We start from the raw sequence: 16985 nt of genomic DNA, 5'->3' as shown, positions 1-16985 counted from the left end.
ATCATTCCCGCCAAAAGAATGTCATTCGTGTGATGTATGAATTAGGTATTTGGGACTTAGCAACAATTAAGAATTTGGGGGCTAAAGAGAAGTGATTCCACCAGAAGTAATGAAGCAGCGTGTACAGGGCTCAACCGAAGTGAACAGTAAGTATATTCAGCGTAACAATAACGACAAGGAAACCAAGGTTGCACGTCATCAATCAATGAGACAGGAACTATTACTAAGTCCAATAGGTTATGTTAGGCACATGGAGTGGTTAAGAGAATGAAGATGAATAAGGAATTTATACAATGTTTCTTGGATGGATTTAGGACTGGCGTATTTGAAGCTATTTCAATTATCATTATGGGATTAACAACTGCTTGCGTCATTTTTGGACTGCTTGATTTATTACTATTCTTGTTTCATGTATTGCGGTTGTTAGCATGAAAAAAATTAAAGTTAAGAAGTATCTTCATAACCAAAATAAAAATAATGTTGGCCGTCGTAAACAAAAATTTATTGATACGCGTCAACATTAATACATAAAATTTATAAGTGATTGGAGGTGGTGCGATGACATGAAGAAGTATTATCATGTCGTTGTATATTATTGATGAAAGAGAGTATTTATATGTTAATCTTGCTTGGAATAATTATTATCATTCTAATATTAAGCGCAGTATTCTCAGTGTTCTTCTTTGGGATTGGGGCAATCATCGCTCTGTTTGTTGAACTAGGTTGGAAGGTAGCTGTTGGTATTCTAATTGTCCTATTCCTAATCGGTTGGTGGGCGTTTGGCTAGAGTAATACGCTGCCGTGCTAATGGTTGCCACACGATGGTTCAGTTGCCTAAGCATTACTGTGAGGTACATAAAGACCAAGAGCGTGAATACAAGCCACGAGATAAGACAGCAACTCATCGTTACAACACAGTGGTACGTAATCGAGATGGAAACAAGTCTAGTCAGTATCAGTTCTATCGAACTAGACATTGGGTAGCGTTAAGACAAGCAACACTTAGTAACCAACACTACCTGTGTCAGTACTGTAAGGTGCAAGGTAGAGTGACGGCTGCTAAGACTGTTGACCACATCGTACCGATAGAAGTAGACCAGACGCTCAAAGCAAATCAAAGAAACCTAGCGGTCGTCTGTCCGTCTTGTCATACCGCTAAGACGAGGTGGGAACAAAGCTACTATGGTACCGGTAAGGATAACTGGTTAAGGCCAGTAAGAGCTATCAATGATGTAGCCACAATTGTAAAGATAATGAATGACGTTTGAACGCCTATAAGGCGATTTAGGCGTTTTTATTTTGCAGTGGTGTACTTGTACGAATGAGGGCATAAAAAGCTAGATACCCCCGCCCCCGTTTGGCTGAACGAGAGAGCGCTCACATATCGTCGTCTTATAAAAAAGTTCAATTTTTGAAAATTTTAGGTAGGGGGGGTACCCCTCCAGAAAGGAGTTAAAAAATTATGACTAAAAAACCGGACTATGCTGTTAACGGCGGGAAGCTTCGCACCAACCCTCCGGACTATTTCAGCAAACAATCTGGCATTGTTTGGCGTAAAGTTGTCGGTTTTTTAGAAACTAAAAGCAATGTAATTAGAGTAGATTCTGTTTTGGTAGAAACTTACTGCACTCAGTATGAAATTTATAGAAATGCTTATATGCATATTCGTAAACATGGGGAAGTACAAGCAATGTATGACCCCGTTCAGGATATGACCGGAAAAGTTATCGAACATACGTTCAAAGGATTTAAACGGAACCCAATGACACAGATATATAGTGATTCGATTAAAAACTTAACCAAGATTGGATCAGAGTTAGGGTTGAGCCCTAAAAGTAGACAAGAACTGTTTGACGGTTTGACTGATGGCGATGATCAGAGCGCTACAGCAGAGATTATGCAATTGTTTCAGGGAAATGAATGACTAAGATTGATTTAACGGCAACCCACGATGTGTTGGGAACTTATCACAATTTAAAAGTCGATGAAGTCCGTAAGAAATTCAAGGACAAAGGTACCAAGTATGCTTTAGATGTCCTTGATGAGAAGGTGAAAGCTGGTTATTTAATTCAGTTAGCTGCCTTCCGGCATGTTAGAGACTTACAACGTCAGCTAGCTAATGAGTTTGACTATATGTATTCAGTTAAACAGGCTGAACATATTCTAACCTTTGCTGCTTTGTGTCCTAATGTTGATACCGGAGAGCCAACCGAGTTAATGCCGTGGCAAGAGTTTATCTTAACCCAGTTAATTGGTTGGCGTGATCAACATGGTGGTAAAAGATATAGTCGTGCGATTGTATCGGTTGCCCGTGGTCAAGGGAAAACTTATTTGATGGCTATCTTAATGGCTTATTCATTCTTAATTGAAAGTCTTGGTTTAGAGAACCAGGACTTTTTAGTTTCGTCAATTAACTTTAAACAGACAAAGAAGCTGTTCGGTTATGTTAAGACGATGATGCAGTCAATTAGTAACAATGGCCCCTTTAAAAAACTTGCTGATGAAGTTGAATTGGCTATTCAAAATGACCAAATCATCATGAAGAAACCTAACAATGTTATTCGTGCTATCTCTCATGAGTCTGGTCAGTATGATTCGTATCATTTTACGACGGCTATTGTTGATGAAATTGGTGAAATAACCAGCCGTGATCGAATATCTAAGATTGTTTCTGGTCAAGTTAAGGTTAAGAATCGGCAATTTGTTCAAATATCAACGGCCTATCCTGACCCAAGCGTGCCGTTTCATGATGATGAGAAGATGGTTCAGCAAGCGATGGAACAAGATTATAAGCGTGATGCTGATAGTTATCTTGGTTTAATCTGGTGTCAGGATAGCTTGGACGAAACTTATAAACCTAAAACGTGGTTGAAGAGTAATCCTTTGTTGGGATTGAAGTCACAGCGTGATAACTTGATGGCTGGTTTAACTGATAAGCGTGATAGTGATAGCTTATCTGGTACATTGAGCGACTTCCAAAATAAGAACTTGAATATGTGGTTGCAAGAATCTACAAATAGTTATCTGAAGCTTGCTGATATTGAGCGTGCTGTTATTCCTAGCTTTGATATTAATGGTCGACAAGTTTATATCGGTTTTGATTACTCGATGTTTAGTGATAACACTGCCATTGCATTTGTCTATCCGCATGGAGATGAAAACGGTGACCATCACTGGTTCATATCACAGCACTCATTTATTCCTTGGGAGAAGGCAGGCAGCATTGAAGCTAAAGAAAAACAAGATGGCATTAACTATCGTGAGTTAGAAAAAGAAGGATACTGTACGATTACCAGTCATCCACAGGGATTGATTAATAGTGACCAGGTATACGCTTGGTTATTGAGCTACGTAGAGGATAATCAGTTAGATGTTGTGTTCTTTGGCTATGATGCTTGGGGCGCAACTCCAGCTATTAAGCAACTCGAAGTCAATACCTCATGGCCGTTGATGGCGATTAGACAACGTACTAGTGAATTAAAAGACCCCACTAAGTTTCTGCAATCATCGCTAGTTGAGGGTTCATTGTCACGTTTTAATGACAAAATCATGGAAAAAGCACTGATTAATGCGCAAATCATTGAAGATAAGATAGGGATTCAGGTTGATAAGGCCAAAGCAACACTAAAAATTGATGTTGTGGATGCTTTAATTGACGCTTTTTACCAAGCAATGTACCATTTTGAGTCGTTTTCAACGGTCAATGATCCTGAAAAACAGTATGAAAGAATGACTGATGAGCAAAAAGCAGAGTATCTTTTGAAAGAATCTGGCATGATTTAGGAGGTTAAACCATGTTTTTTAAGCAGTTATTGGCGCCTATATGGCGCTTTTTTGATGCCATTTGCTTCGTAATTGGCGCTATTTTTGCTAATATGTTTGCTTTTAGCTTCGGTAATCGGTGGGGTTGGCTAGGATTAGCTATTACATTGCTGATTGCTGGATATATTAGCGAGATTATTGCAGTTCAGCAAAACAATAAAGGGGGTGATTAGGATTGCCGTTATTTAAGCCTAATATTACAAATGGCTTAGTAATTGGTGGGAATGAAATTGGTTTATCTGATGATGATATTGTTAACTTCATCAAGGTGCAGGACGGTAGCTCAACTTATGTTAGTGCTAGTGAGGCACTGCTTAATTCAGACATTTATTCGATTGTCTTTCAGTTGAGTAGTGACTTAGCGACGTCAGTATTGCATGCTGATGATAACCGTATGCAGGCCTTGATTGATAATCCAAATGGTAATTGGTCAAATACGCATTCGTTTTGGCAGTCAGTTTTTGCACAATTGCTGTTAGGTGGAGAGGCTTTTGCTTATCGGTGGCGTAATGTCAACGGAACTGATCAGCGTTGGGAATATTTGAGGCCAAGTCAAGTGAGTGTGTTTGCCTTACGGGATTATTCAGGTTTGTTCTATAATGTGACCTTTGATTCTCCAGAAGTTGGGGTAATTCAAAATATCCCAGTTAGCGACATGATTCATTTTAGGTTGTTAAGTCAGAATGGTGGTGCTACTGGTGTCAGCCCGCTGCGTTCATTAGCTAGTGAGTTAGCAATTAAGAAGTCGTCTAACAATCTAACATTGAGTGCCTTAGCTAAATCAGTTATGGCCCCAGGAATTTTGAAGATTGATACAGGTCTAGTTAACTCAGAAACTAAGTCGGCTATCTCGCGTAAGTTTGTACAGCAAATGACATCAAGTGGTAATGGACCAGTTGTTATTGACAAGCTAGCTGACTACACTCCGCTAGAGGTTAAGGGAGATGTATCCAAGCTACTTGCGCAAACTGACTGGACTTCTAAACAGATTGCTAAGGCTTACGGCGTTCCAGATAGTATTTTGAACGGAACTGGAGACCAACAGAGTTCACTGCAAATGATTGGCGGTGAATATGCTAAGTCATTGACCCGCTACTCATCGGCGATTGTAAGCGAGTTAAAAAATAAACTGAATACTCAAGTAAGCATGGATATTAAACCGGCCATTGATCCAGTTAATGATGACTACACGACCAATATTGCCACATTCCAACAAAACGGATTACTAAGTGCAGAGCAAGCTCAATGGTTGCTCAAGAACTCTGGTTATCTTCCACAAGATATGCCGGAGTATGAACCTAATGGAAAGGAGGACGCCAATAATGACCCAAATTGATATTAAAGGAACAGTCGTAGATGATGATACGGCTATTGTTTATGATTTCTTTGAGATGAAATGTGCTAGTCCCAAGAGTGTTAATGACGCTTTAAACGATGGTAGTGATGATGATGTGATGGTTAATATCGCCTCAAATGGTGGGGATGTTTTCGCTGCTAGTGAAATTTATACTTCTTTACGTCAATGCCAGCGTAATGTAGTGGTTAATATTCAAGGATTGGCCGCCAGTGCAGCTTCTGTGATTGCAATGGCTGGTAATCAAGTCAATATTAGTCCAACTGGTCAAATCATGATTCACCAGGCAATGTCTGGAACAGTCGGTAACAAAGACGATATGGCCAAGCAAATTGATATTCTTGATGGTATTGATAAGTCGATTGCTTCAGCTTATGAAGCTAAGACAGGAATTGACCAGGGCGAGTTGTTGAACATGATGGCTAATGAAACTTGGTTAGGTGCGCAAGACGCAGTTAACAAAGGTTTCGCCGATCAGATTATGTTTGTCAACGAAGATGAATTGCAGCCAGTTAATTCAACTGAACAAGCTATTCCAAAACGGGCTGTTAATAAATTATTGAATTTAATTAACAAGGCCGAGTCAGTCAAGACTTTAAAAACAAATGAAAAAATTGAAGAAGAAAAAGAAAATAGTCGTTTATCTGATTTACGTAGTCAGAAGGCGGCTATTTTACTTGAAAAAATTTAAGGAGGTTCCAGATGGGACAAAACGTAAATGCTTTAAATGAAACTTGGATTGCTGCTGGTCAAAAAGTAAGCGATTTACAAGCTAAGGCACAAGCTATGGTAGATGATGACACTGTGACTGCTGAAGAAGTTGCTACTATCAAGAATGATATTGAAAACGCTAAGGCTAAGCGTGATTTAGCTCACGAAAACTTGGTAAATGCTCAGGCAGAAGAAATTGTGAATACCGAGGTACATCCGTTGGACAAGGAGGAAAAAGACCAAAAGCGTAAGTTTGTTGATGAATTTAAGGACTATGTTAATGGCATTCCTAACGTCGTGAATGAAGTTAATTCATCTACAGACGAGGGTGGTAACCGTATTGGTTTGACGATTCCTCAAGATATTGAGACGACTATTCATGCCTTGGTACGTCAGTATGAAAGCTTGCAAGAATTAGTTAATGTCGAACACGTTACAACTAGCAATGGTTCACGAGTTTACGAAAAATGGACGGATGTGACACCGCTTACTAATTTGGATAATGAAGATGACCTAATTGGTGATATTGACGATCCAAAGTTGACCCTAGTTAAGTACTTAATCAAGCGTTATGCAGGTATTCAAACGATTACTAATTCTTTGTTGAAGGATACGGCTGAAAACATTTTGGCTTGGTTGTCACAGTGGATTGCTAAGAAGGTAACTGTTACTCGTAATGCAGCTATTATCGAGCAAATGAAGGTACTTCCTAAGAAGCCAACCATCGCTAAGTTTGATGATATTAAGGACATGGTTAACGTTCAACTTGACCCAGCCATCACTACTACCTCAATCTTTATCACTAACCAAAGCGGATACGGAGTTTTGGCCAAGGTTAAGGACGCTTTCGGTAACTATTTACTACAACATGACCCAACTCAACCTGATGTTCACATGATTGATGGTAAGACAGTCAAGGTTGTATCAGATAAGTGGTTGCCAGATGTATCTGGTTCACACCCACTTTACTTTGGGGACTTGAAGCAGGCTATCACGTTATTTGACCGTGAACAAATGTCTTTGCTATCAACTAATGTTGGTGCCGGAGCATTTGAACGTGACCAAACTAAGATTCGTGTAATTGATCGTTTTGATGTACGTCCAACTGATACTGATGCTGTTATTGCAGGTAGTTTTAAGGAAGTTGCTGACCAAAAGGCTACTACATCGGAAACTCCCAAGGCCTAATTAGCTAACTAGTCGCCTACAAATACACAGTATGTCAGTGACAGGCGGCTATTAAGGAGTATTTATGCAGGTAGATATTAAGCAACTAAAAACATCATTAAGAATTGATAGTGATGAAGATGATGCGTTGTTAAATGGGTATTCAATGGCTGCTGAACAGTATGTGAAGAACGCAGTTGGGATTGATTTTCCTAGTTTTTGGGACAAAGAAGAGGTTAAACCACTATTAGAAACAGCTATTATTGCGCTTGCTAGTGGTTATTACTCGTTTAGAACTTCATTATCACTAGTTCAGTCTTATCCAGTAGACTTGGCTACTGATTCGATCATTAGCCAATTGCGGGGAGAATATGAGCGTTTTAGCTTAGAAGAGGTGAAAAATGGCAATAAACCCTCTTGAATTTAACGAACGGTGTGAGTTTGGTCATTATGAAACTAAACCTAACCCTAAAAATGGGAATAAGAACAATGTTTTTGTTTCTGATTTTTCACGTTGGTTTGGTTATCGTACTCAAACGCTGAATCAGCAGTTCACACTCTTAGGTGTTAACAAGCAGCATACTAAAATGATTGCCATTCGACATGATGACAAGGTAAATGAACAAGTAAAAGTAAGAATTAAAGGGATTGTCTATGACGTGGTGCTTATCTCATCAGACGATCGTTCCGCCCGTGAAACTTTTGACCTGCTTACCTTGGCCCTTCCTGAAAAACCATGAGTTTTGAGGAACAAATGGATAGTTGGCTTGACCAAGTTGGCGGACTGGTTAATCTGACGGTTGAAGAACGGGAAGAAGTGACCAGTAAAGGGGCTGAAACGCTTAAAAAAGAATTGAGCGTAGCAACTAAGCAAGCTGGTCACTATAATCCACATCGTAAAGAAGGAAAGCTAAAGCATCTGGCTGACTCTTATGTCACAGGAAACCTTGATGGTACTAAAGAGGATGGGAATACGGCCGTTGGTTTTGAAACTAAGGATGCCAACCATGCTCGTATTGCTCGTTTCCTTAATGATGGCACTATCAAGATGAAAGGCGATTCATTCTACGACAAAGCAATCATTGCATCAAAAGAAAAGACGTATGCCACAATTCATGATACTTTAACTGCGTTACAGCAGAGAAAGGCGAATAAATGACGGCACTAATGGATTTATATGAAGCAGTAAAGTCTGGCGTTGATTGGGCAGATAATGTATTTGTAAAAAATATAGATGAAAGTGAGGCTAAAACAGACCTCACTTTTTTGTTAGTCCGAGATGCTACCCAAGAGTTAGAAAATTACGGTAGCAATACCTTTCACACCATGACCTATACGCTTCAAATTCAGATTTTTTATGCTTCTGATTCCGACCTGGATTACGATGAGGTCGAGTTGAAGTTGTTCAGATATTTAGAAAGTAAAGGATATCTGATTAGTAATGTGAGGGGCAGGCTGCAAGACCCAGATACCTACCAGGACTATCAGACATTCTTAGTAAACATAGAGAAAGAGGTTTAATTTATGGCAACATTAGGAATTACAAATGCTTGGGTTGCAAAAGTAGACGCAACCACATTCAAGGTCATCACTGGAGTTGATGGCATTAACGGTTCAGCTAGCGATACTGATGGTAAGTTTTTAATTAATGAAACGAGCTCTAAGGGGATTGCTTCGTTTAACATGACGAACTTACAAGGGGCTACAACCGATATTTATGGATCAAACAAAGTCGTTTATAAGGCTTCAGCTAAGGGTAATGTTCAAGGAGTATTAACGGTTAATAACTTACCAGCCGCCATCAAGGAGCGTTTAATTGGTGATGAACACGATGGACGTGGTGGTTATAAGATTGATGGTAAGGCCAACTCAAACAACTTAATCGCTATTTTAGTTGAATCATCAGATTCATTTGATGAAAACAAAAAGTTGTATGTAGGTCTATATGGTTCAGTAGTTACCGAAGCTTCTAAGAACATGCAAACTAATAATGCATCAGAACAACGGACTACTGATGCACTTACCTTTAGCCCCGTTGAGCGTGGCGATGATGGATTTGGTAAGAATTACTACGGATGGGATGATAACTTTGATGAAGCAAAGATGTTTAGTGATATATTTCCAACTACAGCAGTAGTTAATCCGGGAACTAATACAAACCCAGTCACACCAGCAGGACACTAATTTTTACAAGTCGCTTTGGCGGCTTTTTATTATGTCTGAAAATCAGGCACCAAACTAAAAATATAGGAGATATTAAATGTCAGTAAAAATCGATGTGAAAAAGATGTTAGGTACCACTAAGCGGGTCGTGGTTAAGACAAGTAATAAGAATTTTAAGAAGTCAATTATTTTCATCAAATCTATAAACCGCATCCAGCTAAAACAAATGCAAAATGAAGAAGATAGTCAAGCAATTGATGATTCCAACAGTACTGCAGCGTTGACACTAAATGAGCAAAACATGGATAACATGATTGAGATGTCAGATACTGCGCTAGATTACATCCAATCAACTTTGAAATTAACTGATAATCAGATTGAAAATATTGACGATGAACATAGTTTTAATGATGTGCTGGACTTTGCAACTGAAATTGCGACCAAGGTGACCGGTTCAGAATCTGAAAAAGGTGGTGAAAAAGACACTTTAAAAGCGTAAAGGAGCGCCACGATTATTTAGATAATGTTTTAAAAGATATTGCCTACAATGAACAGCAGGCCATGATTAATTGGCATGTTATGCCCGAAGAATACGAAGCACAGGACTACTATTTAATGTTAGAAGTAATGTCGGCGCAAGCTAAAGAAGATAGGCCACAAGGTGTTACTGGATATTTGCAAGAATTGGGTATTGACCCTAATAACGTGCAGGGCACAGAAAGGAGGTTAACTAATGGCAAAGATAACTAATGAGATGGCGACTAACATATCTTTAGACGTTACTAACGCTAAAAAGTCATTGAAGGACTTAACCCAAGAAGTTAAGAACTCTAATAACGAGTGGAAAATTCAAGAGAATCAACTCAAGGCTGCTGGAGATAGTGCTAATGCTTCTAAGGCTCGCTATGAGGGATTATCCAGCACCGTTGATAAGCAGCGTGAAAAGGTCACGGCCTTAAAAGGTGCGTTGGAAAACACCAACACCAGCACCGAAAAAGGTCAGAAGCTACAAAGCTATTTAACTCAGGAATTAGCAAAAGCCGAACGACAGTTAAACAGCTATCAAGGTCAGTTAGACAAAGCTACCCAGTCCTATAAGTATCAGTCATCTGGATTGGCTAAGCTTAACGATGATATTAAGCACTCAAACGATTTGACTGACGCTAGAGTACGCAAGCTAGAAGCCGAAGGTAAGACTGAAGAAGCTCAAAAAGCACGGCTGGAACAGCTACACTCGGTTAGAGTTAACTACAACAAAATTCTTGACGTTCAAAAGTCAGAATTAAATAAACTAGCTGAAGCTGGCGACAAAAACAGTAGTTCTTATAAAAAACAAGAATTGCGTGTGGCTGAAATGTCAGCAAAGATTGCGGAAACTACTTCTAAGATTAAAGATCTTAACCATCAAGGCATTCATATTGACACTGGTAAGCTGGCTAATTTAAGAGAGCAGTTAAACAAAACTAACGAACTGTTAAATAAAACTAACCATCATTTCAGGACTATTTTTCTTGGTAATGTGGCTGCTAGTGCGTTTACTAACACATTAACATCAGTTCAAACACACTTATCTGACATGGTTCGGTCGGCTAATGACTACAATAAAGAACAACAGGTAATGAATGCTACTTGGACGACACTGACTGATAGTGCCGACAAGGGAAAAGATATGGTTAAGTCTATTAACAACATGTCTACTGCATTTGGTCAATCTAGCGATGTAGTCAATGAATTAGATCAACAGTTTTACCATGTATTCAATCAAAAAGAACCGACTGAACAGTTAACTAAGTCAATGCTGACAATGGCTGATACATTGGGAATGAATAACGAAGAAGTCCAACGCTTGGGACTTAATTTCACTCACATGATGACTTCTTCTAAAATGCAGCTTGGTGATTTTAATATGATCACTGACCAATTGCCAATGTATGGTGAAAAGTTACTTGAATATGAAAAAGAAGTTCAACATAATTCACAGTTAACAATGGCCGAACTGCGTAAGCAAATGTCTGATGGAAAGATATCTGCTGAAGATGCTACCAAGGTCATGAATGAGCTGGGCGATAAGTATAAAGATGCCAGTGAAAACATGATGGGTACCTTTACCGGTATGCAACGTCGTATTAAGTCACAGAGCAAGATGCTGATAGGCTCATTAACAGAACCTATCCTTAATACCAAGAATCCGTTATTTGAATCTGTTTCAAAATGGGTAGCTGATGAACGTACCGTTAAAGAATTCGATAAGCTAGGCAAACAGATTAGTAAGTCATTTAACGTTGTTTCTCAAGCGTTTTCTTCACAGTTTAAATCAAAAGATTTTACTGATTTTGCAAATAGCGCTATGGAAACAGCTACTAAAAAGATTGAGCAGTTTGGAAATTATATAGCTAATCACGCTAAAGATATTCAAAATTTCTTTAAAATGGTCGCAGAGCTAAGTAAAACCGGTTTTGGAGTTATGGGAACCACTCTAAAAATAGCTTTGCCACTATTAGAATCTCTAGGATCATTTGCATCTAAAAACCCCACAACGTTCAAGATATTAGCTGGTTCTATATTAGGCGTTAATCTAGCAATTAAAGGGACGTTATCGGCGTTTAGAGGTTTTGAGACAGCCAGAGCAGCTATTGGTGTAATAAGATCTTTTAAAACAGCCTTAACCGGAATGTCGATTATTCAAAAAACTACCACTGCTGTTAAAGGGTTTGGACTAGCACTCAAAGGATTGGTAATCGGAAATCCAATTGGACTTATAGTAACTGCTTTAGTTGCTCTTGGGGTTGGTTTATACGAACTTTATAAGCACAATGCCAAGTTTAAGAAATTTGTCGATGGTATCTTTAAATCACTAGCTGATGCTGGTAAAAAGATTGGTAAATCCGTTGGAGATATTGGTAAAAAAATATCTAAAGCGTTCAATCCCATTGGTAAAGACATTAATAAAGAACTTAAAGGTTCATTTAAAGGCGTTGGCCAAATATTTAGTGGTGTTGGTAAAGAATTCAATAAGGCGTGGGGTAATGTAAAAAAAGAATTTTCAGTAGATACAAAGGAAATACAACATGGTCTATCTGAATTTGGTAAGTTTTTTGGAAATATATTTTCTGGTGTTAATAAATTTCTAAAGGAACATCAAAAAGAGTTTAAACAATTTGGAAAAGTAATAGCAGATGTGTTTAAAACAACCATTACAGTAGCCTTAATACCGCTAGGTATTGCCTTTGGAGTTGCCTTTACTGGTATTCGAGTAGCTATTTCAATGCTTATTGCTGCTATTGTACCCGTTGCAAAAATATTTGCTGATGTATTTAAGACAGTTATAGGCGTATTGTCCGGCGCTGCCAAAGTTATTACAAGTACAATGAAGCTTATTTACCATATTTTTACAGGAAACTGGAAAGCTATTGGTAAAGATATAAAGGTAATATTGGCTGGATATTCTAAAATATTTAGTTCTTTCATTAAGGGCTCTATAAGTATTTTTAATGATTTTTGGAATGGTATTTGGAAAATACTTTCTGCCGGAGTTAAAACATTAGGCAAGATGTTGGCACCAATTGGAAAGGTTTGGAATAAATGTTGGGATGGTGTCACAGATTACTTCAAGTCTATCTGGAACGGTATCGTTAAGTTCTTTGAGCCAATTATTAAGTGGTTATCAGACATCATTACAACCACTATCCGTAATATCCAAAAGACTTGGGAGAATATCTGGAACTCAATCAGTTCGTTTTTCTCTGGCATTTGGAAGTGGATTACTAAAACCGGTAGCGATGCCATCAACGGTATTCATGACACTATTTCAAGTGTGCTAGATAGCATTGGTAAAGTCTGGAATAATATGTGGCGTTCATTTTCTGACTTCTTTGGTTCAATCTGGGGAGATATTAAAAGCTTTGCCAAAAAAGGAATGGACGGCGTTATTAGTATCATTAACCAAGGTGTTGACGCTATTGATAATGTTTGGAAGTTCTTTACCGGCCACGAAACGAGTATTCATCATTTAGAACCTGTACATTTTGAGCGTGGTGGTATTGTTAAGACTCGTATGTCGATGATTAATGATGGTAAAGGTGAGAATTGGAAGGAGCTCATTCAATTACCAGACGGCCAGTTAAAGATGTCTAACAAGCGTGACCATGTCTTGCCATTGCCAGTTGGTACCCGTATTTATAATGGCGAACAAACAAAACAGATTATGAACGCTGCCGGTGTGACGAAGTATGCCAGTGGTGGAATTGTTGGCGATGTTATTGACTGGGGTAAGGGGGCATTTAACGATGTATCTAGCTGGATCGGTGATAAGTTTGAAGCTGTTACTAGTTTCCTAAAAGACCCACTTAAGAATGTAGTCAATATGATTACTAAGGCCACTGATAGTATGTATTCTGGCCTACACAATTTTGGCGATATGGCTCACGGTGTCTGGGATAACCTCTACAATCCGATTGCTGATTGGTTTAAAAAAGGCCTGGAAGAAGTCAAAAAGAGCATGTCTCGCTCGGCTCCTGGTGGTGCCGGTGTCGAACGTTGGCGTAGTCAAGTAGTCGATGCCCTGAAAGAAAACGGTATGAGTACCGAAAGTTGGGCAGTAGATAAGATTATGCGCCAGATCGCTACCGAATCTAATGGTGATGAGACTGTTACCCAGGGCGGATATACAGATATCAACACAATAACGGGTGATTTAGCCAAAGGATTAATGCAAACTATTAGTTCTACGTTTAATGCTTATGCGTTCCCTGGTCACGGTAACATCTTCAATGGTTACGATAACTTGTTAGCAGCTATTAACTATATCAAGCACACCTATGGACCAGACATGCCAAGTATTGGTGAAGGACATGGATATGCTAACGGTGGTCTTGTATCAAACCATCAGATAGCTCAAATTGCTGAGGGTAATAAGCCAGAAATGATTATCCCTTTGGACTCGATGAAGTCCGCCCGTGGATTTGAGTTACTTGGTAAAACTGCCGTAGCGATGGCAGCTCGAGATGGTCAACAACCTACTACGGTTGATAACGCTGAGACTAACAAGAAGTTAGACACATTAATCATGCTCATGGCGCAAATGGTCGGTATCAATCAAGACCAATTGAACAGTATGTTGAGTAGTGGTAATCATGACAACCGTGCTTTGTATCAACAAATGGCACAAGATACGGCTATGCGTAAGTATCAATCAATTTGAGGAGGAATAAATGAGTCGATTATATGTGATGAAAAAAGGTCATGAAGAGATTGATTTAACTGCTCGACTACCGTCCGTAACCTTATTGGAGGTTAGAAGTGGTGCTCCACAGTTGAATCCTAACTACACAGCTATTACTGGCAGTGATGGCCAGCGTTTGCAGTCTATTGCATTCAATAGTTCGACTGTGACGGTTTCGTTATTGATTAAGGGGTTAAACCGTGGGGACTTTAATTTGTCAAAGTCGGCCTTGCAACGTGAATTATATGCTCGTGTTCCTTTGAGAATCAGAACGAGTGATAATCCAGGTAAAGCAATGTGGGTGGTGGCTAATCCGACCGATATAACACCGCTTAGTCAATCAGACGATGGACAAGTTGATTTCACTTTCACGGTAATTAGCGGAACTAAAATCACACCTTTTAGAAGTGATGAGATTGCTAGTAACCAAGATAAGCTAGACTTTGGCATGGGTATTCCTGATTTAGACAATCTTCCAAGTTATTCATTTTCTAGCAATTCATTTAATATCTACAATCCTAGTGATTTAGAAATTGACCCCTATATTCAACACCACGATTTAATTATTAAGATTAGGGGGAACGGTTCATCGGTCGTTGTCACTAATCAGACTAATGGCACTAGCTTTACTGCTAATACCAGTTTAAGCGGTAACGATGAACTTGTAATGAATGGCATTACCCTCTTTAAGAATGGACAAGCTGGACAAGTTGATACCGACTTTAGCCACATCGTATTAGCAAAAGGTAACAATAACATCACTGTATCTGGTCTAAGTGGTGCTAATGTTACCTTTTCGTTTCCATTCTTATATTTTTAGTTGAATACTAACAGCAAAGTTATTATCAGGAGCAGAGACCAGACAACCAAATTACCGTTGACTGCTCTTGATTTTTCAACGTTTCAAACTACTTGGGAAAAGAATAGTAGCTATCAGGTTACCTTTACTGCTTATGATGACAGTAGCTTGTCGTTTGCGCTGCTGCAGGTTGAAAACAGTGTGTTATATGACGGGCAAGAATACATCATTAAACAAGCTACTGATACCTATTCTGGTGGCGTACACACTATTCAAGTTACTGCCACACATATTTTTTATCAGCTTAATAATCGACGTCAAAACGAAGTTAGAAAAGGGGATGTATCTTACAGCTTGCAGGATTCACTAAATTTCCTGATGAGTGTGGCCCCTGAATATCATTATCAAGTATTTGGCGATATAAATACTCACAAGACGTTAACTGATTTTGGCAACTGTACTGTCACAGACGGATTAAGTACTATTTCTTCTAATTTTGGCATTTACGCTATTGTGCCAGATAATCACACCATTAATTTGTTCAGTGAAGCAAACTGGGTTAAAAAGACTGGTAAGGCTTATTATTACCGTCACGATACGAGTGATGTTCAGTTGCAGTATGATTCTTCTAATATTGTCAATCGAGTGCAGATTGTCTCAACAAACGATACACCACAGTTTCAACCGTTTTATGTGACGGATGAGGAGTCCATCAAGCAGTGGGGTATTAGGGACGGAGAACGAGTTGAAAACGATCAGAACAATGACACTTCTGGCAACGTAGCCACAGCTAAACGAATGTTAGTGACTCAACCAGATTTAGCACTAACAATTACTACGCAAGCTCAAAATATTAGTAAGGGTGAACAATGGACGTTAGTTATTCCTGAATCAGGTATAACTACTAAAGTCCAAGTTGTTTCTATCACTGATACACCGTTCTTTCCTGGGAGTATGCAAGTTAGCTTAAACAATACTCGTCAAAATTTCCTAGACGCTTTCAATGCTCGTAATCGTGAAATTACCGAGTTAAAAGGCACTATGTCAGCTAATGGAGGCGGAGAAGCTACTAAAACGAATATGTGGGTTATTGGAAAGGTATCGGAGGTTTAAATGTCAGATAGTACACCTATTATTCAATATGCTGATAGTTCTGGTAACCGTGCCTATGCCTATACTCATTGGAAAGCAATTACCGGAGTTCCACAGGTTCTGATTGACGCTATTAATAAAGGATTTCCCTCTGGCGATAGTGGTGGTAAATCAGTTGCTTCAGTGTTACTAGTTTCTCCTAATGGGACAAACTTTAAACTAACGGTTAACGATGATGGCCGATTAATCACGACGAAGGTGACCACATGAGTTTTAATAGTTTAATTAGTCGTCTAAGTGCGATTAAAAGTAGATATGATAGTTATTCATTGGCATTAAAAAAGGCCGGAATTATTGATGATATTCCGACATTTGTTTTTAACGTTGGTCAAACTGAATATAACGAAGTAGCTTTCCAACAATTGTGGAGGGCTTTTTATTTGGCTAAAAATCGCATTAATTGGTTGATTACCACGACTAATGGCAATGGATTTACCAATAAATTAGGTAATTTCATTGATGTAGTCGATTTTAAGGAAATTAATCAAGTTAATGGCGATAATGTCCAGGCTAACTATCTAAATCAAGTAGCTAAGATGGAAAACATTTTAGATCAACTACAAGCCGTCTTAACTGACAGTAAAATTTTATAAAGG

General features: G+C 38.8%; 20 protein-coding genes. All 20 read left to right on the top strand.

Annotation, left to right across the window (positions count from 1 at the left end; all coding sequences use genetic code 11):
• The first annotated feature begins 598 nt into the window (after positions 1–598).
• The 20 genes from M4974_RS05305 to M4974_RS05210 all read left to right on the top strand — a co-directional run bounded on the left by M4974_RS05305 (position 599) and on the right by M4974_RS05210 (position 16982).
• Positions 599–787 (top strand): hypothetical protein, encoded by a 189-nt coding sequence (locus M4974_RS05305; RefSeq protein ID WP_248715825.1) that lies wholly within the window; start codon positions 599–601, stop codon positions 785–787.
• A gap of 34 nt (positions 788–821) precedes the next feature.
• Positions 822–1268 (top strand): HNH endonuclease, encoded by a 447-nt coding sequence (locus tag M4974_RS05300; protein ID WP_248715824.1) that lies wholly within the window; start codon positions 822–824, stop codon positions 1266–1268.
• Positions 1269–1462: 194 nt separating this feature from the next.
• Positions 1463–1924, top strand: a complete 462-nt coding sequence (locus M4974_RS05295) for a phage terminase small subunit P27 family (protein WP_248715823.1) — start codon at positions 1463–1465, stop codon at positions 1922–1924.
• The gene (locus tag M4974_RS05290) at positions 1921–3783 is read left to right on the top strand and encodes a terminase large subunit (protein WP_248715822.1); all 1863 of its coding nucleotides are present in this window, start codon (positions 1921–1923) and stop codon (positions 3781–3783) included. Before M4974_RS05295 ends, M4974_RS05290 begins: the two co-directional genes overlap by 4 nt.
• An 11-nt stretch (positions 3784–3794) precedes the next feature.
• Positions 3795–3995: a DUF1056 family protein gene (locus M4974_RS05285; RefSeq protein WP_248715821.1), complete on the top strand. Its 201-nt coding sequence runs from the start codon at positions 3795–3797 to the stop codon at positions 3993–3995.
• 2 nt (positions 3996–3997) lie between these two features.
• Positions 3998–5158: a phage portal protein gene (locus M4974_RS05280; RefSeq protein WP_248715820.1), complete on the top strand. Its 1161-nt coding sequence runs from the start codon at positions 3998–4000 to the stop codon at positions 5156–5158.
• Complete coding sequence (locus M4974_RS05275; protein ID WP_248715819.1) at positions 5145–5867, top strand: head maturation protease, ClpP-related; 723 nt, start codon at positions 5145–5147, stop codon at positions 5865–5867. The genes M4974_RS05280 and M4974_RS05275 overlap by 14 nt, the downstream gene beginning before the upstream one ends.
• 11 nt (positions 5868–5878) lie before the next feature.
• Positions 5879–7075, top strand: coding sequence for a phage major capsid protein (locus tag M4974_RS05270; RefSeq protein WP_248715818.1), 1197 nt, complete (start codon positions 5879–5881; stop codon positions 7073–7075).
• A gap of 64 nt (positions 7076–7139) precedes the next feature.
• Positions 7140–7475 (top strand): head-tail connector protein, encoded by a 336-nt coding sequence (locus tag M4974_RS05265; RefSeq protein WP_248715817.1) that lies wholly within the window; start codon positions 7140–7142, stop codon positions 7473–7475.
• Positions 7456–7794, top strand: coding sequence for a phage head closure protein (locus M4974_RS05260; RefSeq protein ID WP_248715816.1), 339 nt, complete (start codon positions 7456–7458; stop codon positions 7792–7794). The genes M4974_RS05265 and M4974_RS05260 overlap by 20 nt, the downstream gene beginning before the upstream one ends.
• A 14-nt stretch (positions 7795–7808) precedes the next feature.
• Positions 7809–8213, top strand: a complete 405-nt coding sequence (locus tag M4974_RS05255) for an HK97-gp10 family putative phage morphogenesis protein (RefSeq protein WP_248715815.1) — start codon at positions 7809–7811, stop codon at positions 8211–8213.
• Positions 8210–8575, top strand: a complete 366-nt coding sequence (locus tag M4974_RS05250) for a DUF806 family protein (protein WP_248715814.1) — start codon at positions 8210–8212, stop codon at positions 8573–8575. The genes M4974_RS05255 and M4974_RS05250 overlap by 4 nt, the downstream gene beginning before the upstream one ends.
• A gap of 3 nt (positions 8576–8578) precedes the next feature.
• Positions 8579–9238: a phage tail protein gene (locus M4974_RS05245; RefSeq protein ID WP_248715813.1), complete on the top strand. Its 660-nt coding sequence runs from the start codon at positions 8579–8581 to the stop codon at positions 9236–9238.
• A 76-nt stretch (positions 9239–9314) separates the two neighbouring features.
• A complete protein-coding gene (locus tag M4974_RS05240; RefSeq protein ID WP_248715812.1) occupies positions 9315–9716 on the top strand; it encodes a phage tail assembly chaperone in 402 nt (133 codons plus the stop codon).
• A 62-nt stretch (positions 9717–9778) separates the two neighbouring features.
• Positions 9779–9967 (top strand): hypothetical protein, encoded by a 189-nt coding sequence (locus tag M4974_RS05235; protein ID WP_248715811.1) that lies wholly within the window; start codon positions 9779–9781, stop codon positions 9965–9967.
• On the top strand, positions 9951–14417 hold the full coding sequence (locus M4974_RS05230) for a tape measure protein (RefSeq protein WP_248715810.1): 4467 nt from the start codon (positions 9951–9953) through the stop codon (positions 14415–14417). The genes M4974_RS05235 and M4974_RS05230 overlap by 17 nt, the downstream gene beginning before the upstream one ends.
• 10 nt (positions 14418–14427) lie before the next feature.
• A complete protein-coding gene (locus M4974_RS05225) occupies positions 14428–15258 on the top strand; it encodes a phage tail domain-containing protein (protein ID WP_248715809.1) in 831 nt (276 codons plus the stop codon).
• Complete coding sequence (locus tag M4974_RS05220) at positions 15259–16350, top strand: prophage endopeptidase tail family protein (protein WP_248715808.1); 1092 nt, start codon at positions 15259–15261, stop codon at positions 16348–16350.
• Positions 16351–16599 (top strand): hypothetical protein, encoded by a 249-nt coding sequence (locus M4974_RS05215; protein ID WP_248715807.1) that lies wholly within the window; start codon positions 16351–16353, stop codon positions 16597–16599.
• Positions 16596–16982: a hypothetical protein gene (locus M4974_RS05210; RefSeq protein ID WP_248715806.1), complete on the top strand. Its 387-nt coding sequence runs from the start codon at positions 16596–16598 to the stop codon at positions 16980–16982. The genes M4974_RS05215 and M4974_RS05210 overlap by 4 nt, the downstream gene beginning before the upstream one ends.
• The last annotated feature ends 3 nt before the right edge of the window (positions 16983–16985 follow it).

It is taken from the genome of Convivina praedatoris, from assembly GCF_933208495.1.
Taxonomy (GTDB): Bacteria; Bacillota; Bacilli; order Lactobacillales; family Lactobacillaceae; genus Convivina; species Convivina praedatoris.
This window is presented reverse-complemented; position numbering and strand designations above follow the sequence as displayed.